We start from the raw sequence: 24,183 nt of genomic DNA, 5'->3' as shown, positions 1-24,183 counted from the left end.
CTCCATAGTGCGCGGATGTCGGCCAACGCTGTCGAGAGTCACTGGATTTCAGTACTTCCCGAAGGCGATCGCGACGTTGTGACCACCGAATCCGAACGAGTTGTTGATCGCGTACTGGTAGTTGCCTGGCCGGGGTTCACCGGCCACCACGTCCAGATCGATCTCCGGATCGAGGTTCCGCAGGTTGAGCGTGGGCGGCACGACACCGTCCCGCAGCGCCAACACGGTGAGGATCGACTCCACCGCGCCGACGGCGCCCACCGAGTGACCCAGCGCCGATTTGGGCGCGTAGACGGCCGGCCGGTGCTTGCCGAGCGCATTGTTGATCGCCTTGCCTTCCGCGACGTCACCCACCTGGGTGCCCGTCGCATGGGCGTTGATGTGATCGATGTCGGAGGGCTGCAGACCCGCGAGCTGGATTGCCCGGGTGATCGCGTGTCCCGCCTGCTCACCGTTCGGGTCGGGAGCCACGATGTGGTAGCCGTCCGAGGTGATGCCTGCCCCCATGATCCGCGCGAGGATGTTGGCCCCGCGGGCTTTGGCGTGCTCCTCGGTTTCGATGACCAGGAGCGCACCGCCCTCACCGAACACGAACCCGTTACGGTCTTTGTCGAACGGGCGGCAGGCGCCGGCCGGATCGTCGTTGGTGGTGGACAAGACAATTCGCATCTGAGCGAAGCCGGCGATCGGCACGGCCTCGATCTTGGTCTCGACGCCACCACACACCGCGACGTCGGCTTCGCCGAGAACGATCTGCCGCCAGGCTTGGGCGATTCCCTCCGACCCCGACGCGCACGCCGAGACCGGAGTGATGACCCCGGCCTTGGCCTTGAGTTCGAGGCCGACGGCCGCGGCGGCCGCGTTGGGCATGTACATCTGGACCGCCAACGGCGACACCGCTTTGAGGCCTTTGGCGCGCATCCCGTCATAGGCGAACACCAATTCCTCGGTGGAGCCCATGCCGGTGCCGATCGACACCATCAGCCGCTTGGGGTCCACCTCGGGCGAACCGGCGTTCTGCCACACGCGCCGACTGAGCACCGTGGACATCTTCTGCAGGTAAGACAGCCGACGAAGTTCGACGCGAGTCAGCTCGCCGTCGAACTCCTCGACCAGATGCCCCCCGATACGGACAGGCAGGTCGTACTTCTCGACGAATTCGTCGTCGAGAAGCCGGATCCCGCTCTGCCCGTCCAACAAGCGTTTCCACGTGCTGTCGGCATCAGATGCCAGGGCGGTCGTCATCGCAACACCGGTGACGACCACGTTGGGGAAACCGTTCCCCGTTGACAAACGTGTCAGCCCTGCCATTGCTTCTAGCTGTTCCTTTCCCCCCGGATCGTTGTCAGTAGCGCCCGAATGCCAGCGCGACGTTGTGACCGCCGAACCCGAAGGAGTTGTTGATCGCGTACTGGTAGTCGCCGTAACGCGGTTCTCCCGCAACGACATCCAGATTGATCTCCGGATCCGGAGTCTCGTAGTTCAGTGTCGGCGGAATGACGCCGTCACGAAGTGCGAGCACGGTAAGTGCCGATTCCAGGGCGCCGACGGCACCGATGGAATGGCCGAGCGCCGACTTCGGTGCGTACACCGCGGCCTGCTCACATCCGGCGACCCGGATAGCTGTGGCCTCGGCGGTATCACCGATCGGGGTGGCCGTTCCGTGTGCGTTGATGTGGTCGATGTCCGCCGGCGACAAGCCCGCCGTCTCCATCGCCCGCTTCATCGCAGCGCCTGCGCGCAGACCGTCGGGTGACGGAGCGACCATGTGGAAGGCATCAGAGGTGATGCCCGCACCCATGAGCCGGGCGAGCGGCTTCGCGCCACGGGCCTTGGCGTGCTCCTCGGTCTCGATGATCATCATGCAGCCGGCCTCGCCGAAGACGAACCCGTCGCGATCCTTGTCGAACGGGCGCGACGCACCTGCGGGATCGTCGTTGCGCGTCGACATGGCACGCATCATCGAGAACGCAGCGATCGGCAGCGCCTCAATGGTGCCCTCGACACCGCCGACGACCGCGAAGTCCGCGTCGCCCATCACGATCTGCCGCCACCCGTGGGCGATGGCCTCCGACCCGGATGAGCACGCCGACACCGGGGTGATGACCCCGGCGCGGGCGCCCAGTTCCAGGCCGGCGACTGCGGCCGCACCGTTCGGCATGACCATCTGAACGGCCAGCGGCGAGACCTTGCGGATCCCGCCCTCGTTCATCGCGTCGTAGGTCTCGACGATCTTCTCGCCACCGCCCAGACCCGTGCCGATCACCACCGCGAAGCGGTCCGGGTCGACCTCGGGCTTACCCGAGTTCTCCCACAGCCGTCGCGACAGCACCAGAGACATGCGTTGCACGTAGGAATTGCGACGCAGTTCGACTCGGGTGAGTTGGCTGTCCATGTCCTCGACGAGGTGGCCGCCGATACGGACCGGCAGGTCCCACTTGTCGACGAATTCGTCCTCGAGGATGCGGATGCCGCTGTCGCCTGCCAACAGGCCCTTCCACGTGCTCTCGATGTCCGTGGCGAGCGCCGTGGTGGCCTCGACGGCGGTCACGACAACGCTAGGGAAACCGCCGTTAGCAGTGGAAGGCCTGCTCATTCGCCCGCGAACTTCTCGCGCAGGGCGGCGGCAGCCTCCGGGTTCTCTTCCTCGAGCTTCTGGATGTAGGAGACGACGTCACCGACGGTGCGCAGACCGGCGAGGTCTTCGTCGGGGATCTTCACGCCGTACTTGTCCTCGGTCTGAACGGCGATCTCCACCATCGACAGCGAGTCGATGTCCAGGTCGTCGACGAACGACTTCTCCGGGGTGACCTCAGACGGCTCGATGCCGGTCACTTCTTCGATGATCTCGGCGAGACCGGCGATGATTTCATCCTGAGAGGCGGGCACAGTGGCTCCTTCGTAATCGGTTGTGCTACTTGGGTAGAACGCTTGCTATGTGGTTGTCCTGGGCGGCGAGCTCGTTACAGCTCGGTGAGTCCGTCCAGGTCTGCGGGGGTCTTGATCGCACGGTTGGCGACCCCCCGAAGTTCTCGTTTGGCGATTCCGGCCAGAGTGCCCGCGGGCGGGAACTCGACGATCGCTGAGCCCTCTGCGTTCTCAAAGAGCTGGCGCATGGTGTCGGTGCACAGATCCCAGCGCACCGGGCGGGTGAGCTGCGCGACGAGCTTCTCCATCGCGTCTTGCGCAGACGCTACCGGCTGACCATCGGCATTGCTCAGCAGCGTGGTGGTGGGCTCGCTCGTTGCGACCTCGGCCGCAGCTGCGGCGTATCCGTCGAGCGCGGACGCCATGTAATGAGTGTGGAACGCGCCTGCGGTGGCCAGCTGGCGTACACGTGCCTTGGCTGGCGGATCCTCGGCCAGCTTCTCCAGTGCCGCGACGGCGCCGGCGGCCACGATCTGGCCTGCGGCATTGCGGTTGGCGGGGATAAGGTCGAGGCGGGCCAGCGCTTCCAGCACCTCGGCCTCGTCGCCGCCCAGGATCGCGGACATGCCGGTCGGCTCGACGGCGCAGGCCTTGGCCATCTCAGACCCGCGGACGGCGGCCAGCTTGACGGCGTCGTCGGGGGAGATGACGCCGGCGATCGCGTATGCCGCGATCTCGCCGACGGAGTGACCGGCGACGACGGTCGTGCGCCCGGCCAGTGTGCCGCGCTTGGTCAGCTCGGCATTGGCAAGCAGGGTCGCCGCGACGACCAGCGGCTGGGTGACCGCGGTGTCGGTGATCTCGTCAGCAGTTGCCGTGGTGCCCAGGCGGGCAAGGTCGAGACCGGCGATGTCCGACCAGGTCTTGATCTGATCGGCCGCGCCGGGCAGCTCCAGCCAGGGCTCGAGCATGCCGGGGGTCTGCGAGCCCTGTCCGGGCGCCAGCAATGCGATCACGGGTTCATGAGGCACTCTTTAAGAGAACACTGTGAAACCGGATCTGCACGGTGTAAGAGAATATGAACCTCGTCTTAGGTTTTTGTGGAGTTCCCACAAAAGTGCATGTGATGCGACATCCCCGATACCTCGCCGCGATCTACCGCCCTTATCAGACGCTGCCCGCAGTTCCGACCAACGGCGCTGTGAGTTGTGCGACAGAACTGTTTGCCGTGGTGTTGGGGGGCGCTGGATAGCCCAGCCGTCCCACTGTGGACGCCACCCGCAGGACGTACGCGTCGCGCGGCACGGTGGGATCGCGGCCGGTGAAGTCGGCGATCCGCTTGAGTCGGTAGCGGACCGTGTTTGGATGAACGAACAATTTTCTGGCGCAAGCTTCGATCGCGCCGCCGCTGTCGAGGTAGGCGTCGAGGGTTTCCGACAGCGCCGGTCCGGCGTCGGCGAGGGGTCGCATGATCTCGGTGTGGAGCGCCGCGACCGCCGAGGCGTCACCGAGAAGGGCTCGCTCAGGCAGTAATTCGCGGGCCAGCACCGGACGCGGCGCGCCGGTCCATCCGACGACGGCGTTCATTCCCGAGATGGCCTCGCGTGCGCTGTGGTAGGCCGCGGTGAGCATCGGCGCGGTCGGCCCGATCACCACCGGGCTGTCGGAGTAGGCGTTGATCAGGTCCTTGAAGAACTTGTCGGTGGGCCCGAGCGGGCCGGAGATGATCCCGATCAGCCAGGTGCCGTGCACGTCGGCCAGGGCCGCCCGGTTGTGCCGTGCGGCGATCTCACGGACGTCTTCGCTGGCCAACTCCTCCCGTCCGGGCGGCGGGGTGCCGACGACCACCGTCGCAGGCGCGGTGGTGTCCCAGTTCAGCGCAGCCGCCCGGGACAGCAGTTCCTGGCCGGTGTCACCGCGGACGACGGCGTCGACGACGCTGGCCTCCATCCGGCTGTCCCACGACCCGCGGGCCTCGGCGGCGTCGGCGTAGGAGGCTGCCGCGGCGAACGCCAAATCGCGGCTGTAGCGCAGGATGCCGACCGCCAGCGCGGTGCGCTGTTCGTCGTTGCGGCCCAGGGCGGGGACCGCGACCTCGAAGTACTGCATGCTGACCCGAACCATGTCGACGGTCTGGGCCAGCGCGATCCGCCGGGTCAGGTCCTGGGGGACCAGGGCGAACGCGTCGGCGGTGTAGCCCACATTGCTGAGCGGGTCGCGGATCCACTCGGCGAAGTTGACCACCGCGGTCTGCAGGACCAGCTGGACGCTGGCGCGCTGGGAGGCTTCCAGCTCGCCGAAGAACGGCAGGTGCTCGTTCATCGCCTGCACGGCCTGGGTGGCCAGCCGGCCGGAGTACTGCTTGAGCCGGCGCAACGTCGAATCCGGCACGTTGTCCAGCAGCTCCAGCGCCGACGGCGGCAGGGGCTCCAGGAGCGGGTTGTCACTCACCCCTAAAAGCTACGCCGCTTTTCTGGATGTTCCCACCAAATACGTGGGCGGCGGCTCCGCCTACGCGCTGCCGGTGTCGACGAAGGAGACCTCCGCGGCCATCACATCGTCGATCCGGTACTCCCGCGCCGCGGCGATCGCGACCGACGGGTCGATCTCGCCGTCGCGGGCCAGTGCCTCGAGCACCGCCACCACCACTGATTCGGCGTCGGTGTTGAAGTACCTGCGGGCGGCCGGCCGGGTGTCGGAGAAGCCGAACCCGTCGGTGCCCAGCGTGACGTAGGTGTTGGGCACCCACGGGCGGATCTGCTCGGGCACCGCGCGCATCCAGTCCGACACCGCGACGGCCGGGCCCGCGGTGTCGGCCAGCGCCTGCGTCACGTAGGGCGTCCGCGCCGTCCGGTCCGGGTGGCGGAGCAACTCCTTCTCGACCTGGACGCCGTCGCGGTTGAGTTCACCCCAGCTGGTCACCGACCAGACATCGGCCGCCACATCCCAGCGTTCGGCGAGCATGTCGGCGGCCCGCAGCGCCTCGGGCATCGCGACACCGGACGCCAGGATCTGCGCGACGTTCGTGCGCTTCTGGCCGGCAGCCCGGTACCGGTACATGCCGCGCAGCAGGCCCTCGGGGTCGAAGTGCTCCGGCTCCGCAGGCTGGGCGTACGGCTCGTTGTAGATCGTCATGTAGAAGTAGACGTTCTCCGGGTCCTCGCCGTACATCCGGGCCAGGCCGCTCTCCACGATGTAGGCGATCTCGTAGGCGAACGCCGGGTCGTAGGCCACCACCGCGGGGTTGGTCGAGGCCAGCAGCAGCGAGTGCCCGTCAGCATGCTGCAGGCCTTCGCCGGTCAGCGTGGTGCGCCCGGCGGTCGCGCCGAGTACGAATCCGCGGGCCATCTGATCGGCGGCCGCCCACAGCCCGTCTCCGGTGCGCTGGAAGCCGAACATCGAATAGAAGATGTAGATCGGGATCATCGGCTCGTTGTGGGTGGCGTACGAGGTGCCGACCGCGGTGAACGACGCCGTCGATCCGGCCTCGTTGATGCCCTCGTGCAGGATCTGGCCGACTTCACTTTCCTTGTAGGCCAACATCAGCTCGGCGTCCACGGCGGTGTACAGCTGTCCGTTGCGGTTGTAGATCTTCAGGCTCGGGAACCAGGAATCCATGCCGAAGGTGCGCGCCTCGTCGGGAATGATCGGGACGATCCGGTGCCCGATCTCCTTGTCCCGCAACAGTTCTTTGAACGTGCGCACGGTGGCCATCGTGGTCGCCACCTGCTGCTGACCGGACCCCTTCTTGAGCGCCTTGTACACATCGCGCGGCGGCAGGGTCAGCACCTTGGCCTTGGTGCGGCGTTCGGGCAGGAAGCCGCCGAGCGCGCGGCGCCGGTCGATGAGGTAGCGGATCTCCGGCGCCTCGGGGCCGGGGTGGTAGTACGGCGGCAGGTACGGGTTCTCTTCGAGCTGGGAGTCCGACACCGGAATGCGGATGGCATCGCGGAAGTCCCGAAGATCCTGCAGTGCAAGCTTTTTCATCTGGTGGGTGGCGTTGCGGCCCTGGAAGTGGGCGCCGAGGGAGTACCCCTTGATGGTCTTGGCGAGGATTACCGTGGGCTGGCCCTTGTGTTCCATCGCCGCGCGATAGGCCGCGTAGACCTTGCGGTAGTCGTGGCCGCCGCGCTTGAGGTTCCAGATCTCGCTGTCGCTCATCTCGGCCACCAGCGCCTTGGTCCGCGGGTCGCGGCCGAAGAAGTGGTCGCGCACGTAGGCGCCGTCGTTGGCCTTGTAGGTCTGGTAGTCGCCGTCGGGGGTGGTGTTCATCAGGTTCACCAGTGCGCCGTCCTTATCGGCGTGCAGCAGTGCGTCCCACTCGCGGCCCCAGACCACCTTGATGACGTTCCAGCCGGCACCGCGGAAGAAGGACTCGAGCTCCTGGATGATCTTGCCGTTGCCGCGCACCGGACCGTCCAGGCGCTGCAGGTTGCAGTTCACCACGAAGGTCAGGTTGTCCAGACCCTCGTTGGCGGCGACCTGGATCAGGCCGCGACTTTCCGGCTCGTCCATCTCGCCGTCGCCGAGGAACGCCCACACGTGCTGATCGGAGGTGTCCTTGATGCCGCGGTCGGCCAGGTAGTGGTTGAACCGCGCCTGATAGATGGCGTTCATCGGGCCCAGGCCCATCGACACCGTCGGGAACTCCCAGAAGTCGGGCATCAGGCGCGGGTGCGGGTAGGACGGCAATCCGCCGCCGGGGTGGCTGTGCTCCTGACGGAAGCCATCGAGTTGATCCGCGCTGAGTCGTCCTTCCAAGAACGCACGCGCATATATCCCCGGGGACGCGTGGCCCTGGATGAAGATCTGGTCGCCGCCGCCGGGATGGGCCTTACCTCGGAAGAAATGGTTGAAGCCGACCTCGTACAGCGCGGCTGACGAGGCGTACGTGGAGATGTGCCCGCCGACGCCGACGCCGGGGCGCTGCGCGCGGTGCACCATGATCGCGGCGTTCCACCGGATCCAGGCGCGGTAGCGACGCTCGACGTCTTCGTCGCCGGGGAACCAGGGCTCCAGCTCGGTGGGAATGGTGTTGACGTAGTCGGTCGAGGTCAACGCGGGGATCGCGACCCGCTGCTCACCGGCGCGCTCGAGCAATCGCAGCAGCAGGTAACGCGCGCGGGCGGGGCCCGAACGGGCCAGCAGGTCGTCGAACGACTCCAGCCATTCCGAGGTCTCCTCGGCGTCGATATCGGGCAGATACGACGCGACACCTTCGCGGATCACCCGTACTCGATCGGAATCGCTTGGGCTGCTTGAGTTTTGAGCCAGATCGTGGCGCGCGAACTCGGTGGTCAACTTCAGCTCCTTAGTAGGAGGTGCAGGTTTTGCACCGTCCGCCTTCTATCGTGCCGCAATCGAGGCAGTACCGACGAGTAGTCAACCCAGGGGTTGGTGAATTCTTCGCAGCGCGCCGAGGGGAGCCCGCACCCGGTAACCTGCCGGGGTGCTGATCAGACATGCGCGCGAGCTCCGGATCGGCGGGCTGCTGGTCGGCAGCGCGGCGGCCGTGCTCGCCGGCGTGGTGGGCTGCACCAGCGTGACCGGCGGTGAGCCGTCGGCCAACGGGCGCGACGCTCCGGCCTTCCGGACCTCGATGTCGGTGTCGGTCTCGGAGTCGGCGGCCTCGTCCAGTGCCCGGGAATCCGAACGGCAGGCCTCGCTGACCACGCAGGCCATGCACGACACCTGCGAGACGTTGTCCACCTCCAGCGCCGACGCGATCGACGCGGTCAACGCCTACGTGAGTGCGTTCAACCAGGCCACACCCGACCTCGCGGCCACCGAAGGTCCGGCGGTCGACGCGCTGAACAAGAGCGCCGACGCCGTCGCGGGCAGCATCACCGACGCGATCCCGGCCGAACTCAAGGCCGCGTTCCAGCAATGGGTCGACGGCGCGCACGCCACGGCCAGTGCAATCACCGGACACGCGGGTCCATCAGAGTTCAACACGACCATCCAGAGCCTCAACGACACCAGGTCGAACGCATTGAGTCTTTGCGACGCGACGTATTGATTCCCACCGCAGGGCGAGTAATCGTGGTGGTCGTGCGACGATAGGGCCTAGACAGCCGACCCAGATATCTAGGAGGTTCCGACCGTGGTCGCGGAGGGTGGCCCCCCGAACTACGCCCAGAAGCTGGGCATCGAGAAAGACCAGGTCGTGCAGGAGCTGGGCTGGGACGAGGACACCGACGACGACATCAGGCTCGACGTCGAGGACGCCAGCGGCGGGGAATTGCTCGACGAAGACGCCGACGAGGTGGTCGACGTCGTCCTGCTGTGGTGGCGGGATGGCGACGGTGACCTGGTGGACCGGTTGATGGATGCGATCGCGCCGTTGGCCGACGACGGCATCATCTGGGTGGTGACACCCAAGACCGGTAAACCCGGCCACGTTCAGCCCGCCGAGATCGCCGAGTCGGCGCCCACAGCCGGATTGATGCAGACCAGCTCGGCCAATCTGGGGGACTGGATCGCCAGCCGGCTGGTGCAGCCGAAGTCGAAGGCGGCCGGGAGGCACTCGTGACAGTTGGGGTCGGATCCGACGCCCCTGACTTCACGCTCAAAGACCAGAACGGTCAGCCCGTCACGCTCAGTGGCTTTCGCGGCGCCAAGAACGTGCTGCTGGTGTTCTTTCCGTTGGCCTTCACCGGCATCTGCCAGGGTGAGCTCGACTATGTCCGCGATCATCTGGACGAGTTCGACAACGACGACACCGCCACGCTGACCATCTCGGTCGGCCCGCCGCCGACCCACAAGGTCTGGGCCACCCAGAGCACGTTCTCGTTCCCGGTGCTCTCCGACTTCTGGCCGCACGGCGCGGTGGCGCAGGCGTACGGGGTGTTCAACGAGAACGCCGGCTTTGCCAATCGGGGCACCTTCATGATCGATCGCGACGGCCTCATCCGGTTCGCTGACTGCAGGGAGCCGGGCGAGGCGCGCGATCCGTCGGTTTGGACGCAGGCGTTGGCCGCCGTGTAACCTGCCCGGGCACGGGCGCGTAGCTCAGTGGTAGAGCTCTGGTTTTACACACCAGCGGTCGGCGGTTCGATACCGTCCGCGCCCACCAAGATTTCCTATCTCCACCATGCGGTCCGACCGCGTTCTGCTGGTCCCGAGGTGAGCGAGATCGGGCGGTGCCGGTTCTGACGATCGAGCCAGCGTTGGACGTCACCGGCGGGCATCGGGCCGCCATGTCCGATGTGCAGGGTGTGGGGTCCGAGGTTCAGCGCTGCCTGCAAGCTGTCCAGTGCTTGAACGGGGTCATCGTGGAACGGGGGATTGGAGGGGCGATATTGCAGCAGGCCCAGGAAACCGCCGGTGAGCATGTCGCCTGCAATCAGGTCGCCCTGGTCCAGGAGAACCGACACGGACCCCGGGGTGTGTCCCGGGGTAGGGATGATGCGGGCCTCGACGCCGTGACGTTCGAGTTCGTAGTCGCCGCTCAGAATGAGGTCTGGGTGCAGAGGTCGGGTGACTTCGTTCGGTGGGGGAGTGCGCGTGAAGACGTGTCCGAAGACACCGATGGGCTGGCGCCTGGTGCGATCGGAGTGTCCGGCCAGATACGTCTCAAGGTCGGCTTCGTGAGCCGCGACCGGAGCGCCCGTACGGGTCTGAAGTTCTGCGGCGGCCCCGAAATGGTCGACATGACCGTGGGTGATGATGATGATCTCCAGATCGGTGGGATCGACACCGGCGGCGGTGACGCCCTCCCAGATGCGGTCGCCGCTGCTGGGCATGCCGCAGTCAACCAGAATGGGGCGTCGTCCGATCGAGAGGTACGTGTTGACGAGGTGGTCACCGAGGACCGGGATCTTGACGATTTTCGTTTTCACTGGGCGGAGTTCCTTTGCAAATCAACAGTTTTCAGTTCAGCAGTAGCCTCAACGCGCAGCCCCGTGGCAGGTGAAGCCGCACGCCGTGGACGGAGATCGGCTCGGTGGCGCTCCAGTTGGTCGGCAAGTGCCTTCGGTGCTTCAAGGGGGATCAGATGACCAGACTCGATGACAACGTGCGTGCGCGCAGCCGAGATGAACGGCTCGAGATGCTCGCGTAGGACGTCGACTGGTTCGACGAGATCCTTGCTGCCGGCGACGACGACGGTGTCGACCGAGATGTGCCTTGCCGCCGTCGTGATGTCTTCGGCAATGCCGTGAAGCGGCCATTCCGTCCGGGCCGCCGTCGCACAGGCAAGACTGTCGTCGATGACTGCTGCACGCAACGCGGCCGTCAGTGGGTTTGCAGTCAGAACGTGATCGACAGCGCTGGCCACGGTTTCTGGGCTGTCGTAGGCGTGGGCAAGCTGTCGCTGGAACTGCGGAGTGATCGTGGACGGCGGTTCGGGCGGCGCGGGTGCAACCAGCACCAAACCCGTTACCGCCGAAAGGTTTCGGGCCGCGACCAGCTGCGCAACTTTTCCGCCCATCGAGTGCCCGACGAGTACGACCTCGGCATCGAGTGCATTCACGACGGCGATGGCGTCCTCGGTCAGCTGCGCCAGATCAAAGGGTCCGGGCAAGGTGTTGGAGCGCCCCCAGCCACGGTGGTCGTAAGACGCCACTGGCGTGCGCGGGTCGAGGTGGGCGAGCACCGGTTCCCACGTCCGGGCGCTGCCTCCCCAGTAATGCAGAAACAACAGCGTTGGTCCCTGGCCGGACCGGCGGCCCACCGTCAAGGATCCACCTGCCACCGGTACCCGCAGCTCGGCGGATGCGGGAGTCATGACCGGCTCTCGCGGACCGCGACGGGGCGGTCGTTCCAGCCGGCCGCGTCGACGAGGTCGTGCCAGGTCGCCGATGACTCTGCGGGATACATCAATTCATGGAGATGAGCAGGGAAGCTCATCGGCGGGGCCTTGGCCGGATTTCGATGTGCTTGCTCGGCGATGACTGAGGCCAGGGCATAGCCAAGGCCGTGTCGCGGCCACGCGGCGTGCACGCGGTCGGCGAATCCGTCTGGCAACTGCTGACGGTGAGTGCCGAGGATGTCGGTCCCGATGCCCATGTGCGCCACGGCAGCGATGGGTCCGAACCGGTGGGCCAGGCCGACGCTGGTGTGCAGCGCGATCGCCGTCCATGCAGTGTCGATCCGGGCGACGTCTACCCCTTGTCCTTCAAGGAATCTCGCGGCGGCGTCGGCGCCATCTATCTCGAACCGTTGATCGGTGTTGGCGTACTCGGTGGCGCCGAGGTCGTGCAGAACGCATGTGAGGAAGAGCAGCTCGTCGTCATCGTGATCAGGGGCTTCTCCGAGCGCTGACAGTTCGCGTGCGAACAGGTAGCTGCGCACAGCGTGGTTGTAGACGAACTCGGGAGAGACGTCGTAGGCAAGCCGGCGCGCTGCAGAGGCGGTCGGAGAATCCGGGATGCCGAACCGTGCAGCAGCGGCAACGTCGGGGGTGGTCATTGGTCGGGCCCTTCGTCGAACGAGCGGTATCCGTCAACTGTGCGGCGGCGAGAACGCGCGCACTAGTGGCCAGATAGACAGGTATCGCTAAGATCTGGCCATGATCGTTGGTGTGTTGGGGTGCGACCAGGTGTTGGGCTTCGAACTGATGGTCCCCGGGCAGGTCTTTGGAATGGCCAACGCGTCGTTGGCGGAGACTGGCCACGAGGCGCGTTACGACGTGCGCGTCTGTGCCGCCAACCGAGCCACCACTACCACCCTGGAGTGGGGTGCCGTCGAGATCCGTACGCCGTTCGGGCTTGACGAGGTCGTGGCGGCGGACGTCGTGATAGTTCCCGGGAAGCAGGACTTCCTGGTACCACCTCAACCGGACGTGATCGCTGTCTTGCGCGCGGCCTACGCCGCCGGGGCGCGCATCGGGTCCATTTGTGTTGGAGCCTTCATTCTGGCCGCCACTGGGTTGCTGGACGGAAGGACGGTCACCACCCACTGGCAGTGGGCCGACTCGCTGAGGCGGCGGTATCCCGCCGTCAAGGTCGATCCCGCCGCGATATTCATCGACGACGGACAAATGTTGACCTCAGCGGGTGTGGCCGCGGGCCTCGATTTGTGTCTGCACCTCATCAGGCAGGAGGCTGGGCCCGATCTGGCAGATCGAACCGCGCGCCGTCTGGTCTTGCCGAGTTGGCGCGAAGGTGGCCAGGCGCCCTACATCGAATCGACTCGGCCCGAAGATGATTCACTGCAGGGGATCGTCGAGTGGATGGAGGAGAACGCGGATCAGCCACTGGACCTGGGTAGCATCGCCCGGCACGCGTCGATCAGCGTGCGCAGCCTCAACCGTCACTTCCGAGCGCGTCTTGGTACGACACCGACGCAGCTTCTGCTGCAGATGCGCATCGAGCGGGCACGCCGATTACTGGAGTCCACCCACCTGGCGATGGACAGGATCGCCGAGCAGTCCGGGTTCGCGACCCAGGCGTCGCTTCGCTACCACTTCGTTCGCAGCGTCGGAGTCCCGCCTCAGACCTACCGCAACAATTACCGCCAACATCTATGACAGCGTGACCGTCGAGACAGCGGTCGGCGGTTCGATACTGTCCGCGCCCACCAAGAATTTCCGTAGCATCCGCACCATGCGGCTCGACCATGTCGTTCTCTGGACCAAGGATCCTGCGATCGCGATGGACTTCTACACGCGTGTGGTCGGATTGGAGCCGATTCGCTTCGACGAGTTCCGCGCCGGCGATGCTCCATTCCCGAGTGTGCGGGTCTCGACCGACTCGATCATCGACCTGTCGCCGGACAACGGCGGTGCCCAACACCGCGTCAACCACGTCTGCCTGGCGATGACCAAGGCGGAATACGACGCCCTCATCGACCGCCTTCAGGCCGAAGGCATCGACACCGGCGACCGGCTGGCGCCGACGTTCGGCGCCCGCGGCTGGGGCCCGGAAGGCATGTACTTCCCCGACCCGGACGGCAACGTCATCGAGGCCCGCTACTACGACGACTAGATGTGTGCCCCCAGGGACACCGCAGTTCGTACGTATAGCGTTGCGGTCGGGAAAGGAGAACGGACACATGTGGATCGCTCCAAAGACTGCGGCCGGCGCCGGCGCAGTCGTGGCGCTGGTGGCGTTGTCAGCCGGCTGTAGCGGCAACTCGAGTTCACCGACGCACACAGCAGGCTCGTCGGCGTCGGTGACAAGTAGCGCCGCGGCGCCGAATCCGGGACAGCCGGTCGATTACACAAAACTCTTGATCAAGCCCACCGACATCGAGGCGCCGATGACGTTCACCGCCACGCCGCCCGTTTCGAACCCGGATGGCCGACCCGGAGCAGCGATCACGTTCAGCGGTCCGGAGAATTCCCGGGTCATCACCGACACCGTCCTGGTCTTCGCGGATCCCGCCGCCGCGACCAATGCCCTTGAGTCAGCCAAGAACGCACTCGGCAACTCGGTGAACGGGACACCCAAACCCGTCGACGTCGGCACCGGAGGCACGAAAGTCGAAGGCAATACTCCGGACAAGTCCAGGGGGAAGACGGTGCTGCTCTTCACCGAAGGCAGAGCTTTCGTCACGATCGACTTCGACGCGCCCGCCGAGTTGTTCCCGCCCCCGGAATTCGTCACCCAGCTGGGTCAAAAGCAGGCTGCCGCCATCAAGAGCGGTCTCTAGCGGTCCGAAATGCCGTGGGCCGGAAGCTCACCGATGAGTTCGTCGAGGAACTGGCCGGCTTCGGCCACGGCCCGATCGGTGTCCCGCTCGGCGATGGCCTCGATCAGTGCGGTGTGGCCGACATGCGGGTCCATCGTGCTCGTGATGGCAACACTGTCGGCGACCGCTTCGGTCAACCCGCGGTACAACTCGATGAGCACCGAGTTGTGCGATGCGCGCACGACCGCGAAATGCAACTGCGCGTCGGCCCGGGAGAACTCGGCCCGATCGGCGCCGCCGTGCAGAGCGTCACGCCGGGCGAGCAACTCCCGAAGCTCGGTGAGGTCGTCGTCGGTGCGGGCAGTGGCGGCCAGTCGCGCCCCCTCGACCTCGAGGCACCGGCGCACCTGCAGCACCTCTCGCAGTCTCGACCCGCACATCCGGCTCAGGGCGCCGCAGATCTCGCTGGTGGCCCGAACGTAGGTCCCGTCGCCCCGACGGACTTCGAGGATGCCGCTGTGGGCCAGCGCACGGACTGCTTCGCGCACGGTATTGCGCCCGACGCCGAGCGCCGTTGCCAAGTTCGGCTCGGTGGGGATACGTGTTCCGACCGGCCACTCGCCCGTGGTGATCGATTGCCGCAGCTGGTCGATGGCATGGTCGACCAGCCCGGCGGGGCGTGCGGCGGCTAGCGGCATCACAAACCTTTTCATCCGATCATGGGATGTATGACACGATAGCGCGGTGAGCCGCTACGAGCACGACCTGAGCCTCGAACTGGACGGCGCGTGCGAACTGAGCCCCGCCGGGCGGGTCGCAGGCGGCGCGGTCCTGATCGTCGCGGTCGTCCTCGTCGCGCTGAACCTGCGTCCCGCGGTGACCAGCGTCGGGCCGGTGCTCGGCGACATGCAGCGCGCCCTCGGGGCGTCCGCGGTGTGGGCGGGCGTGCTGACCACGCTGCCCGGATTGTGCTTCGCCGGAGCGGGATTGGCGTCCGCGGCGCTGTCCCGATGGTTCGGCCTCGGCCGGTCCATCAGCCTGGCCCTGGCCACGCTGATCATCGGGCTGCTGGTCCGCGTTCTCGACGGGCCGTACGTGGTCATCGGCGGAACGCTGATCGCGACCGCGGGCATCGCGGTCATCAACGTCCTGATCCCGGTGGTGATCAAGCAGTCGTTCCCCGCCCGGCTCGGACTGATGACAGGCATCTACACCGCAGCTCTGCAGGGCGGCGGCGCGCTGGGGTCCGCCGTCACTCCACCTCTGGAGAACATCTCCGGCGGATGGCGCCCCGCATTGGGCGCGTGGGCCGTGCTGGCCGTGGTGGCGTTGGTGGTGTGGTTGGTCGCCGCGCGCCGGGTCGACAATCCCGCCGGCTCCACCGAGTTCGGCGGCCGCCGGTCACTCATCCGAAACCCCTTGGCATGGACGGTGACGCTGTTCTTCGGAACGCAATCGCTGCTGGCCTACATCATGATGGGCTGGCTGCCCGAAGTGTTCATCGACAGTGGGGTGAGCAAGTCCTCGGCGGGTCTGCTCGTCGGGCTGCTCTCGGTGATCGCCGTGCCGATCAGCCTGGTCCTCGCGCCGATGGCGGCGCGAGCCACCCACCAGAGCGGCTGGATCGCCGGGCTCGGGGCGTGTGGATTCGCCGGTGTAATCGGCATGTTGTTCGCTCCTGACTTCAGTCCGCTGCTGTGGAGCGTGCTGATCGGCATCGGCATGAGCGTGTTCTCGTTGGCGCTGACCGTGATTGGATTGCGTGCGCGTACCCCAGAGGACACCGTCGCGCTGTCGTCCATGGCGCAGGGCTTCGGATATCTGCTGGCCGGTATCGGCCCGTTCCTGTTCGGCACACTTCACGATCTCAGCGGTGGGTGGACGGTGCCGTGGATCATGGTGCTCGGTGTGTACGTGGTTCAGATGGTCATGGGCGTGCTGGCCGGCCGTAACCGCTACGTGTAGAGGAGATGCGCAGTGCTGTCGACGGACTGGTCCCGCGCGATCGGAGTCGACCTGCCGATCGTCAACGCTCCGATGGGCGGTGCCGCCGGTGGCGCTCTGGCGGCCGCGGTGTCCACAGCCGGCGGTCTCGGCATGATCGGGATGGGAAGCTCGGCGACCGCCGAGAAGCTCGCCGTTGAACTTTCGCATGTATCGAATCTCAACCGGCCCTTCGGTATTGGCTTGGTGGATTGGGTGGTGGACCGCGAGGCGGACCTGCTCGATACCGCGCTGGCCGCCCGCCCCTCGCTGCTGTGTATCAGCTTCGGCGACCGGTGGGAGTGGGTGAGCCGTGCGCATGAGGCAGGTGTGCTCGCCGCGACCCAGGTGCCCGACCTGCCCACCGCGCAGCGTGCCGTCGACGCCGGCGTCGATGTGGTGATCGCCCGCGGTAACGAGGGCGGCGGGCATGGGCGGCCGCTCATCGGCACGTTGCCGTTGCTCACCGAACTTCTCGACCACCTCACGGTTGCGGTGCTGGCGGCCGGTGGGATCTCGTCCGGCCGCGGGTTGGCCGCGGTGTTGGCCGCAGGTGCGTCGGCGGCCTGGCTGGGGACCGCCTTCACGGCATGCACCGAATCGCTGCTATCCGACGCGACGCGCGCCCAGCTGTTGGCAGCCAACGGAACCGACACCGTGACCACCCGTGTCTTCGACATCGCGCTGGGCTATTCGTGGCCGCCGTCGCTTCCAGAACGCGTGTTGCGCAACGACTTCAGCGACCGGTGGGATGGTCACGAGGAGTCCCTCGATGCTGACGCCGCCGCTGAGCTGGCCAAGGCCATCGCCGCCGAGGACTTCACCCGCTCGCCGATCAACGCGGGACAGGGCGTCGGGGCGCTGACCGCGGTCCAGACTGCCGCCGAAGTGATCGCCCGGCTGAGTGGCGAAGCGGCCGAGTTGCTGTCGCGTTGGACCACGCCGGACTCTCACACCGCGGCTCAGCCGCGGTAAATCGACTTGATCTCCTGGTAGGCGGCGAGGCCTTCGGGCCCCAATTCCCGCCCGAGCCCACTGGCCTTGACGCCGCCGAATGGTGCTGTCGGATCGGGCAGGTAGTGGTTGACTCCCACCGTTCCCGACCGCACACGTCGCGCCACGGCCAGCCCACGATCCGGATCGGTGGTCCACACCGACCCGCCGAGGCCGTAGGCGTTGGCATTCGCGATCCGCACCGCGTCGTCATCGTCGTCGTAGCCGATGATCGTCAGAACCGGACCGAAGATCTCCTCCCGGGCGATCACGTCGTCGTTGTCGACGTCGGCGAAAACCGTTGGTGCGACAAACCACCCGGTATCGCGCCCCGGCGGTCGGGTGCCGCCCGTGGTCAAGCGCACCCCGCGGGGTGTGGCGGCGGCGATCGCGGACTCGACACGGTCACGCTGGCGCGCGCTGACCAGTGGACCGATTTGGGTGGCCGGATCCAATGAATCACCGACGGTCAACGACGCGGCCAGTGCCGTGACGGTGTCGACGACTTCGGTGTACCGGCTTCGGGGTGCGAGTATCCGGGTCCCGATGAAGCAGGTCTGGCCATTGTTGAGCAATGTTGCGGCGAAGAGCTTTTCGCCGACCACACCCAGATCGAGGTCGGCGTCGTCGAGGATGATGGCCGCCGACTTTCCGCCGAGTTCCAGTGTGACCGGACGCAACAGCTCGCCGCAGGTCCGCGCGATCTGACGGCCGACGTGCGTCGAGCCGGTGAACGCCACCTTGTCGACACCGGGATGGGAAACCAGGTAGGCGCCGGTTCGGCTGCCGCCGGGCACCACGTTGATCACGCCGGGCGGGATGTCGGACTCGGCGACGGCCTCGGCGAACAGGCCGGCGTCGAATACCGTCTCCGGTGCGGGCTTGATGACGAATGTGCAGCCCGCCGCAAGACCCGGCGCGTATTTGAACGCGCTCAGCACCTGCGGGAAATTCCACGGCACGATCGCGGCGGCGACACCGACCGGTGTCCGGGTGATGGTCGTCGAACCGCCCAGCAGGCCAGGGCGTTCGGTGTCGGATTGCTCGGCGCCCAGTTGTGCGTAGTACCGCAGCAGTACCGAGGGGAAGACCGCCTCGAGCCGGCCGGCGATCGCAATCGGCATGCCGTTCTGGGCGCTGACGGCCTGGGCGAGCTGTTTGCTGCGCCGATCGAGGGCATCGGCTAGGGATTCCATCGCCGCGGCCCGTTTGTCTGCGGGCCAGTTCGGCCACCCGTCGCCGGCGTCGAACGCGGCCCGGGCGGCGCCGACCGCCGCGTCGATATCTGCTTCGACGCCGGCGGCGACGGCGCCCAGCCGTCGTTCGTCGTTGGGGGAGATCACAACGATCTCTTCGCTCGAGCTCGGTGTGGTCCACCGGCCCCCGATCAGGAATCTGTTGTGGTGGGTGCTCATGCGGCACAAGGTATTGACCGCCGCGAGGCGTTGGTGTGGCCTTGTGCCGCAATGAGCCCGATCGGGCGTCGGAATTATCCCTTCCGGGGTTACGGCGCGTAGCAGCGTTCGTCGTTGTTGACGTTGATCCAGCAGTTGGGGCTGATGAAGTGCGCGTTGGGGCCGGGCACGTTCAGGACGCAGTTGGGGCCGTCCAGGTGGTAGCCGATTCCGCAGCCGTCGGCTGCGCTCGCGGTGGGGGCGAAGCTCAGGCCGAGGGCCAGCGCGCCGGCGGCGACGGCACTGGCGAGAAGTCCTGTGGCACGCTTCGAGATCTGTGCAGTCATCGTGTCCTCCGAGTTGTCAGTTCTGTGGGGTGTGGTCCGCTCCGATTGAGCGAGGCTCGACACGAATAGTGCGCTCGGCCACATCGCTCGTCTGTCCGCCGAGCGGATGGTGACCGAGACGAATTGTGGATCCACCGATCGGGGGATATCCCCCCATTCGGCGCCCGACCGGCAAATACTGGACGGGCAACGACAGGGGGAACCATGCGTACAGCGGCGTATATCGGGGGAATCGGCGGCTTCGCCGTGGCGTTCGGTGTCGGCGCCGCCATCACGGCGGGCTGTGGCGTCGCCTCGGCCGACTCGGCGCAGTCCGGGTCGTCGGCCACGCACTCGTCGTCGGCCACCCGCTCGACAGTCGGCCATGCGCAACGAACCAAACCCAAAGTCGCCGCAGTGTCCCGGCCGTCAAAGACGCTGCCGGCCAAGCAATCTCGGGTGGTCACGACACGTACGAGCGCTGCCGCCGTCACCACACCACCGGTCACGACCAAAGTCGGCTGGGTGACCGGACCCAACACCGCCACTCCGGGCAGGTTCGGCATCTACGGCACCGATGTCGGCATCATGTGGGACAACGGCATGGCCGGCGACAGGCGTCAGGTGCTGATGATCTTCGGCGACACCTTCAGCGGCCCGAACATGACCGGCAACTGGCGCTCCAACGTGCTGCTGCGCACCACCGATCCGATCAACCGTGTCTTCGCGCCCGGTTCGACCACCGACCCGTTCGCCGGGTCGCCGCTGGCATCGCCGGGGATGTCCAAGCAGGTGATCGCCGGCAGCGCCCGCAATCTGGGGCCGTTCGGCTCACAGGTGACGGTCATTCCGACCGCCGCCATCTCGGTGCCGTACGACAACCAGTACGGCGCACGGCAATACGTCAACTTCATGTCGGTGCGGTCATGGGATTTCGGGGGCGCCTGGACCACCAACTACTCAGCGATCGCCTACTCCGACGACAACGGTCAGAACTGGACGGTGGCGCCGCAGACCGTCCGGGCCGCGAGCTGGCTGCGTTCGTCCACCCCATTCGTCCACGGAAATCAGAACTTTCAGCAGGGCGCCTTCGTGAAGCCGCCCGCGGATTCGCCGGACGCGGGCTACGTGTTCTCCTACGGCACCCCGTCGGGGCGGCTCGGCTCGGCCTATCTGTCCCGGGTCAGTGAGGCCGATATCCTCGATCTGACGAAATACCAGTACTGGAACGGCGCCGACTGGGTGACGGGCAAGCCCGGTGCGGCGGTGCCCACCCTGCCCGCCACCCGGAGTAACCAGTACGCCGGTGGAATCCTCGGCCAGCTGGGCCTGTTCTTCGGCAGCTGGGTGGCCGGCGTCTTCGGAGTGGGCGGCCCCAGCGGGCATGTCAGCGAGCTGTCGGTGCAGTACAACACCTATCTGAACAAGTACGTGGCGATGTACTCGAGCAGCGTCGGCAGCGTGATCATCCGTACCGCCGACACACCGCAGGGCACCTGGTCGGCGCCCACCACGCTGGTGACCTCGGCGCAGTATCCGGGGCTCTACGCCCCGATGATGGACCCGTGGTCCACCGGCCAGGACATCTACTGGAACATGTCGGTCTGGGGCAGCTACAACGTGCTGCTGATGAAGACGACTCTGACGACGCCGGTGTCTGCATAGCGCCGAAGTCCGCTGATCGGAGGACAGCGGAATGATCCGTTCATGGGGCCGCTCGGCGGACAGACAGCGCGGTGACGACGGCCGATAGTTGCGTAAGGGAGGTCCAGCGGGGACTTCGACGAGCGCAAAGGGGTCAGTCGATGAACAGGTTTGCCTTGGTTACCGCCGTGGGCGCCGCGGTGATCGCGGGCTGCATCGGCGTCGCCGGCCCGGCCAGTGCGGCTACCGGTCACGCGTCGACCGGCCACGCATCCGCCGAGTCGGGGCACGTTGGTGCGGAGTTGCCGATCGCTCCGGTTGGTGCCGCTGATTCAGGTCGGGTGGGGCTGGAGTTGCCGATCGCTCCGGTCGGCACCGCCGGGCCGGGGCGGATCCCGATGACTCCCGTTCAGCCCTGAGCTGGCGGCGCAAAGAATTCCAGCGTTATGCCGTCGGGATCGCGAAAGCTCAACCCGGAACCGTAGTGCGCGTCCACGATTCCGCCGTGGCTGATGCCCAGCTCGTCGAGACGGGCTTGCCAGCGTTCGAGGTCGGCACGCTCCGCGCAGCCGAAACCGACATGATCCAGGCCGACGTTGTACTCGCTGAACGGCTGATCTGACGGCGCAGTGGTGTGTTGGTGCACCCCGAACAGGGTTCCGTTGTCCAGCAGGAACACCGCATGGTGGAAGCCGGCGTCGGTGTCCTCGTCGAGTACCGGCTCCGAGCCGATGAGCGCTCGGTACCAGGGCACGCTCACGGACAGGTCGCGCACCGTGACCGCGACGTGGGCAAGAGTGGGAAATGGCATGGGACAACCCTTCTGATCGTGGGCCTAACAACAGCTATGACGGGGATGGTCCATCAAATGTTCATGCGGCTTCGGGTCCGTGCCGCTGATCGCGCCGACGAACGCGCCCAGGTCGATACGCTCGCCGCTCAGCCAGGTGCCGCTCACCGTGGCCTTGTCCGCCAGTTCGGCGGGATCCACCGCGTAGGGATCGGCGGCCAGTTCCACGAAATCGGCGAGCTTACCCACCTCGAGCGAGCCGATGAGGGTGTCGCGGTGCAGAGTCCGGGCGGCGTTGATGGTGTGTGCGCGCAGGGCGTGGTCGAGACTGATGCATTGTTCGGCGCCGTGAACGCTGCCGGCCCGGGTGCGCCGGGTCACCGCTGTCTGGATATTCAGCACCGGGGTCGGCGGTGACACCGATCCGTCGTTGTGCAGTGAGACCACCGCGCCGGAGGCCACCGCGTCGGCGAAGGCCCCCCACGTGCTGCCGTGCTCGTGATCGAAGATCTGTCCGTCCAGCAGATCACCCCAGTAGTAGTACTGGAACGGCGCCATTGAGACGTGCACGCCGAGGCGTGCGGCCCGGTCGAACTGCGTACGGGTGCCCGCCCCGAGATGCTCCAGGCGCCAACGATGGTCGCTACCTTGCAGCTTGTGGCGCTGTAATGCGCCCTCGTAAGCATCCAGCGCCAAGTCGATGGCGAGATCACCGTTGGCGTGGAAGGCCATCTGCCAGCCGCTGGGAGCCGCGACGTCCAGCACGGCATCGAGCTGCTCACGGGAGTAGTTCATCGACTGCGGACCGCCGGCCACCGCCGGGTCGATGCCTGCGGTCCTGGTCACCTCAGTGCTCAGATAGGGAAACGAGATCGCGATGTTACCGATCCAGGGGGAGCCGTCGGTCCAGAGCTTGACGCCCTGCTTGACCAGGAATTGCTCAGTGGCGCTGAATGTTTCGGCATTGTTGTAGGTTTCGGTGGTCGACATCTCCCACATGCTCACCCGAAGCGGGCAGGACGGGGCCGCGGCCAGCGTTTTGTAGGCGCCCTTGAATTTCGGGTCGTAAGTCATGTCGGATGTCGAGGTGTATCCGCCGCGTGACATCCAGGCGTAGTACTCGGCCGCACTGACCAGCGGGTTGCCCAGCGCAGCCAGGATCGGCCCGGCGATCGCGAGCAGCGCAGCCGTCTCGAACCCTTGACCGTCGAGGCTGCCGTCGGGATTTCGGCCGAAGTGGGCGCCGACCGGGTCGGCCGGTGGAGTGACATCCCAGCCCCGCTGCTTCATCACCGCGGTGTTGAAATATGCGCCGTGGCCGGAATTGTCGGTGACCACCGCGAGCCGCTCGCCGAAGATCCGGTCGAGTTCGGGAGCTTTCGGGGAGGGACGCTTGTGCAGCAGTGCGTCGAAGCCGGCGAACAACAGCGGAGTGGCCGGGTCGGTGGTGGCGAGCGCATCGGCGAAGACCTTCTCGACATGCTGCCAGGTCGGTGCGTCCCACGGTGCGATCGAGCGGGCCGGCGGCTGGGTGGCGATACCGCTCATCACCGGGTGACTGTGCGGTTCAACGAATCCCGGTAGCAGCGCGGCCGCACCGGTGTCGATCACGTCGGCGTCCGGGCATGCTGCCTGGCACTGCGCCAACGATCCGACCGCCGCGATCATCCCGTCGGTGACGGCGACGGCCTCCGCGCGCGGCTGCTCGGGATCCATCGTGATGACCGTTGCGGCGGTGAGGATTTTGCTGGACATGTGACCCCTTGCTGGTATCAGACGATCCGCTGTCCCCGGCGCGCCCTGGCTCGCATGTCCCAGAGATACAGCTGATAGCCGAGAATCCAGGCCTGGTGCGGGATCAACCGGTCGGCGAGGCGCAGCGCGGCGAGCAGCCACTCGAAGCGGCGCTGCTGTCCGGCGCTCCACGGCAGCCGCATCATCGTCCGGAATTCGGGTGGCAGGAAGCCGACGGTGGCGAACAGGTTGAACCGGCCGAGGGTCTCCCGGATGGGGAACGGCATGAATGCCATTCCCGCAACGCCTTTCAGATGTTCGCGGACCGGCGGGTCGATGGACAGATCGTCCAGTGACCGCTTCCAGTACTCGTCGAAGGCAGCACGGTCGGCCGGCCACATGCCCTCACGCACCTGCAGCGTGGTGCCGAGCCTGCTGGCGTCGGCGTACACCGCGTCGGCGGCGGCATCGTCGAGCGGGCCGTAGAGGAACTCGTGCTGGTCGACGTAGTAGCGGTACAGGCAGGCCGCCACCCAGAGCTGGAGTTTGGGGTCGAACGCGCGGTAGGACACCGGGCTCGATGCAGTGGAACGGACCTTGGCGTGCGCGGTGTCCACCGCCGAGCGGATCAGCGCGCGGTCGGCGTCGGTGCCGATGGTGGCCGCCGCGAGATAGGTGCCCGTGGTGCGGGCCCGCTTGATCGGATGCTGGTAGACGTTGCCACTGTCCACCGGGCTCTCCAGGACGCCATAGCCGACGGCGGGGTGGGCCAGCTGCATGATGACGTTGGCGGCGGGCGCCAGCACCGCGGCCGGGTTGAGCAAGTCCGAGACCCGCGTCGGGGGTCGCGTCATCGCGGCCTCATCCACGCAGTACA

General features: G+C 66.6%; 25 protein-coding genes and 1 tRNA gene. 11 read left to right on the top strand and 15 right to left on the bottom strand.

All coding sequences use genetic code 11. The features are described 5' to 3' along the window. Nucleotides 1-48: 48 nt before the first annotated feature. The 6 genes from kasB to aceE form a co-directional block, all read right to left on the bottom strand. Complete coding sequence (kasB, locus tag G6N32_RS16995) at nt 49-1,311, bottom strand: 3-oxoacyl-ACP synthase KasB (RefSeq protein WP_163789308.1); 1,263 nt, start codon at nt 1,309-1,311, stop codon at nt 49-51. Nucleotides 1,312-1,345: 34 nt separating this feature from the next. Continuing rightward, complete coding sequence (kasA, locus tag G6N32_RS16990) at nt 1,346-2,596, bottom strand: 3-oxoacyl-ACP synthase KasA (protein ID WP_115320584.1); 1,251 nt, start codon at nt 2,594-2,596, stop codon at nt 1,346-1,348. Next, nucleotides 2,593-2,889: a meromycolate extension acyl carrier protein AcpM gene (gene acpM / locus G6N32_RS16985; RefSeq protein ID WP_005144687.1), complete on the bottom strand. Its 297-nt coding sequence runs from the start codon at nt 2,887-2,889 to the stop codon at nt 2,593-2,595. The genes kasA and acpM overlap by 4 nt, the downstream gene beginning before the upstream one ends. 74 nt (nt 2,890-2,963) lie before the next feature. Beyond that, on the bottom strand, nt 2,964-3,884 hold the full coding sequence (locus tag G6N32_RS16980) for an ACP S-malonyltransferase (protein ID WP_115320583.1): 921 nt from the start codon (nt 3,882-3,884) through the stop codon (nt 2,964-2,966). Nucleotides 3,885-4,035: 151 nt separating this feature from the next. After that, a complete protein-coding gene (locus G6N32_RS16975) occupies nt 4,036-5,319 on the bottom strand; it encodes a PucR family transcriptional regulator (protein WP_115320582.1) in 1,284 nt (427 codons plus the stop codon). 60 nt (nt 5,320-5,379) lie between these two features. Further along, the gene (gene aceE / locus G6N32_RS16970; protein ID WP_115320581.1) at nt 5,380-8,169 is read right to left on the bottom strand and encodes a pyruvate dehydrogenase (acetyl-transferring), homodimeric type; all 2,790 of its coding nucleotides are present in this window, start codon (nt 8,167-8,169) and stop codon (nt 5,380-5,382) included. Nucleotides 8,170-8,317: 148 nt separating this feature from the next. Here aceE and G6N32_RS16965 point away from each other — a divergent pair, with 148 nt between their 5' ends. From G6N32_RS16965 to G6N32_RS16950, 4 genes are all read left to right on the top strand, one after another. Beyond that, complete coding sequence (locus tag G6N32_RS16965; RefSeq protein WP_232077146.1) at nt 8,318-8,887, top strand: Rv2240c family protein; 570 nt, start codon at nt 8,318-8,320, stop codon at nt 8,885-8,887. Nucleotides 8,888-8,971: 84 nt separating this feature from the next. Continuing rightward, the gene (locus tag G6N32_RS16960) at nt 8,972-9,400 is read left to right on the top strand and encodes a DUF3052 domain-containing protein (protein ID WP_083121930.1); all 429 of its coding nucleotides are present in this window, start codon (nt 8,972-8,974) and stop codon (nt 9,398-9,400) included. Beyond that, the gene (locus tag G6N32_RS16955; protein ID WP_115320580.1) at nt 9,397-9,855 is read left to right on the top strand and encodes a peroxiredoxin; all 459 of its coding nucleotides are present in this window, start codon (nt 9,397-9,399) and stop codon (nt 9,853-9,855) included. Before G6N32_RS16960 ends, G6N32_RS16955 begins: the two co-directional genes overlap by 4 nt. Nucleotides 9,856-9,868: 13 nt before the next feature. After that, nucleotides 9,869-9,943, top strand: a tRNA-Val gene (locus tag G6N32_RS16950). A gap of 7 nt (nt 9,944-9,950) precedes the next feature. Here the strand turns inward: G6N32_RS16950 and G6N32_RS16945 are convergent. Genes G6N32_RS16945 through G6N32_RS16935 form a run of 3 tightly spaced genes read right to left on the bottom strand, consistent with a single transcriptional unit; the run spans nt 9,951 to nt 12,279 of the window. Continuing rightward, entirely contained in the window at nt 9,951-10,709 is a 759-nt protein-coding gene (locus G6N32_RS16945; RefSeq protein WP_115320579.1) for an MBL fold metallo-hydrolase, read from the bottom strand. Further along, nucleotides 10,706-11,596 carry an alpha/beta fold hydrolase gene (locus G6N32_RS16940; RefSeq protein ID WP_115320578.1) on the bottom strand — a complete coding sequence of 297 codons (891 nt, stop codon included), beginning with the start codon at nt 11,594-11,596 and terminating at the stop codon, nt 10,706-10,708. The genes G6N32_RS16945 and G6N32_RS16940 overlap by 4 nt, the downstream gene beginning before the upstream one ends. After that, nucleotides 11,593-12,279 carry an HD domain-containing protein gene (locus G6N32_RS16935; RefSeq protein ID WP_115320577.1) on the bottom strand — a complete coding sequence of 229 codons (687 nt, stop codon included), beginning with the start codon at nt 12,277-12,279 and terminating at the stop codon, nt 11,593-11,595. The genes G6N32_RS16940 and G6N32_RS16935 overlap by 4 nt, the downstream gene beginning before the upstream one ends. A gap of 100 nt (nt 12,280-12,379) precedes the next feature. Between G6N32_RS16935 and G6N32_RS16930 the strand changes: the two genes are divergently transcribed. From G6N32_RS16930 to G6N32_RS16920, 3 genes are all read left to right on the top strand, one after another. Further along, nucleotides 12,380-13,339 carry a GlxA family transcriptional regulator gene (locus G6N32_RS16930; protein WP_115320576.1) on the top strand — a complete coding sequence of 320 codons (960 nt, stop codon included), beginning with the start codon at nt 12,380-12,382 and terminating at the stop codon, nt 13,337-13,339. Nucleotides 13,340-13,415: 76 nt separating this feature from the next. Further along, entirely contained in the window at nt 13,416-13,796 is a 381-nt protein-coding gene (locus G6N32_RS16925; protein WP_115321320.1) for a VOC family protein, read from the top strand. Between the two features lie 67 nt (nt 13,797-13,863). After that, nucleotides 13,864-14,463 (top strand): hypothetical protein, encoded by a 600-nt coding sequence (locus tag G6N32_RS16920; RefSeq protein WP_115320575.1) that lies wholly within the window; start codon nt 13,864-13,866, stop codon nt 14,461-14,463. Here G6N32_RS16920 and G6N32_RS16915 read toward each other — a convergent pair. After that, nucleotides 14,460-15,140, bottom strand: a complete 681-nt coding sequence (locus tag G6N32_RS16915) for a FadR/GntR family transcriptional regulator (protein ID WP_115320574.1) — start codon at nt 15,138-15,140, stop codon at nt 14,460-14,462. The two genes, G6N32_RS16920 and G6N32_RS16915, sit on opposite strands and share 4 nt — an antisense overlap. Before the next feature lie 46 nt (nt 15,141-15,186). Here G6N32_RS16915 and G6N32_RS16910 point away from each other — a divergent pair, with 46 nt between their 5' ends. Continuing rightward, nucleotides 15,187-16,407 (top strand): CynX/NimT family MFS transporter, encoded by a 1,221-nt coding sequence (locus G6N32_RS16910; RefSeq protein WP_115320573.1) that lies wholly within the window; start codon nt 15,187-15,189, stop codon nt 16,405-16,407. Between the two features lie 12 nt (nt 16,408-16,419). Further along, nucleotides 16,420-17,400 (top strand): NAD(P)H-dependent flavin oxidoreductase, encoded by a 981-nt coding sequence (locus G6N32_RS16905; RefSeq protein WP_115320572.1) that lies wholly within the window; start codon nt 16,420-16,422, stop codon nt 17,398-17,400. On the opposite strand, the gene G6N32_RS16900 is transcribed toward G6N32_RS16905, so the two are convergent. Further along, complete coding sequence (locus G6N32_RS16900; protein ID WP_115320571.1) at nt 17,388-18,833, bottom strand: aldehyde dehydrogenase; 1,446 nt, start codon at nt 18,831-18,833, stop codon at nt 17,388-17,390. The two genes, G6N32_RS16905 and G6N32_RS16900, sit on opposite strands and share 13 nt — an antisense overlap. Nucleotides 18,834-18,922: 89 nt before the next feature. Then, nucleotides 18,923-19,159 (bottom strand): hypothetical protein, encoded by a 237-nt coding sequence (locus G6N32_RS16895; protein WP_147292043.1) that lies wholly within the window; start codon nt 19,157-19,159, stop codon nt 18,923-18,925. 204 nt (nt 19,160-19,363) lie between these two features. Between G6N32_RS16895 and G6N32_RS16890 the strand changes: the two genes are divergently transcribed. Both G6N32_RS16890 and G6N32_RS16885 read left to right on the top strand, forming a co-directional pair. After that, on the top strand, nt 19,364-20,803 hold the full coding sequence (locus tag G6N32_RS16890; RefSeq protein ID WP_115320569.1) for a glycoside hydrolase family 183 protein: 1,440 nt from the start codon (nt 19,364-19,366) through the stop codon (nt 20,801-20,803). A gap of 140 nt (nt 20,804-20,943) precedes the next feature. Beyond that, the gene (locus G6N32_RS16885; protein WP_147292042.1) at nt 20,944-21,201 is read left to right on the top strand and encodes a hypothetical protein; all 258 of its coding nucleotides are present in this window, start codon (nt 20,944-20,946) and stop codon (nt 21,199-21,201) included. Here G6N32_RS16885 and G6N32_RS16880 read toward each other — a convergent pair. From G6N32_RS16880 to G6N32_RS16870, 3 genes are read right to left on the bottom strand one after another with little or no spacing between them, the layout of a single operon-like run. Next, nucleotides 21,192-21,593, bottom strand: a complete 402-nt coding sequence (locus G6N32_RS16880; protein ID WP_115320567.1) for a VOC family protein — start codon at nt 21,591-21,593, stop codon at nt 21,192-21,194. The genes G6N32_RS16885 and G6N32_RS16880 overlap by 10 nt on opposite strands. A 24-nt stretch (nt 21,594-21,617) precedes the next feature. Then, nucleotides 21,618-23,327: an amidohydrolase gene (locus G6N32_RS16875; RefSeq protein ID WP_115320566.1), complete on the bottom strand. Its 1,710-nt coding sequence runs from the start codon at nt 23,325-23,327 to the stop codon at nt 21,618-21,620. Between the two features lie 17 nt (nt 23,328-23,344). Then, on the bottom strand, nt 23,345-24,160 hold the full coding sequence (locus G6N32_RS16870; protein WP_197935739.1) for an oxygenase MpaB family protein: 816 nt from the start codon (nt 24,158-24,160) through the stop codon (nt 23,345-23,347). Nucleotides 24,161-24,183 lie beyond the last annotated feature (23 nt).

Origin of the sequence: Mycolicibacterium aichiense (genome assembly GCF_010726245.1) — a bacterium.
Classification (GTDB): Bacteria; Actinomycetota; Actinomycetes; order Mycobacteriales; family Mycobacteriaceae; genus Mycobacterium; species Mycobacterium aichiense.
The sequence above is the reverse complement of the archived record's forward strand: the minus strand, read 5'-3'. Positions and strand labels throughout refer to the sequence as shown.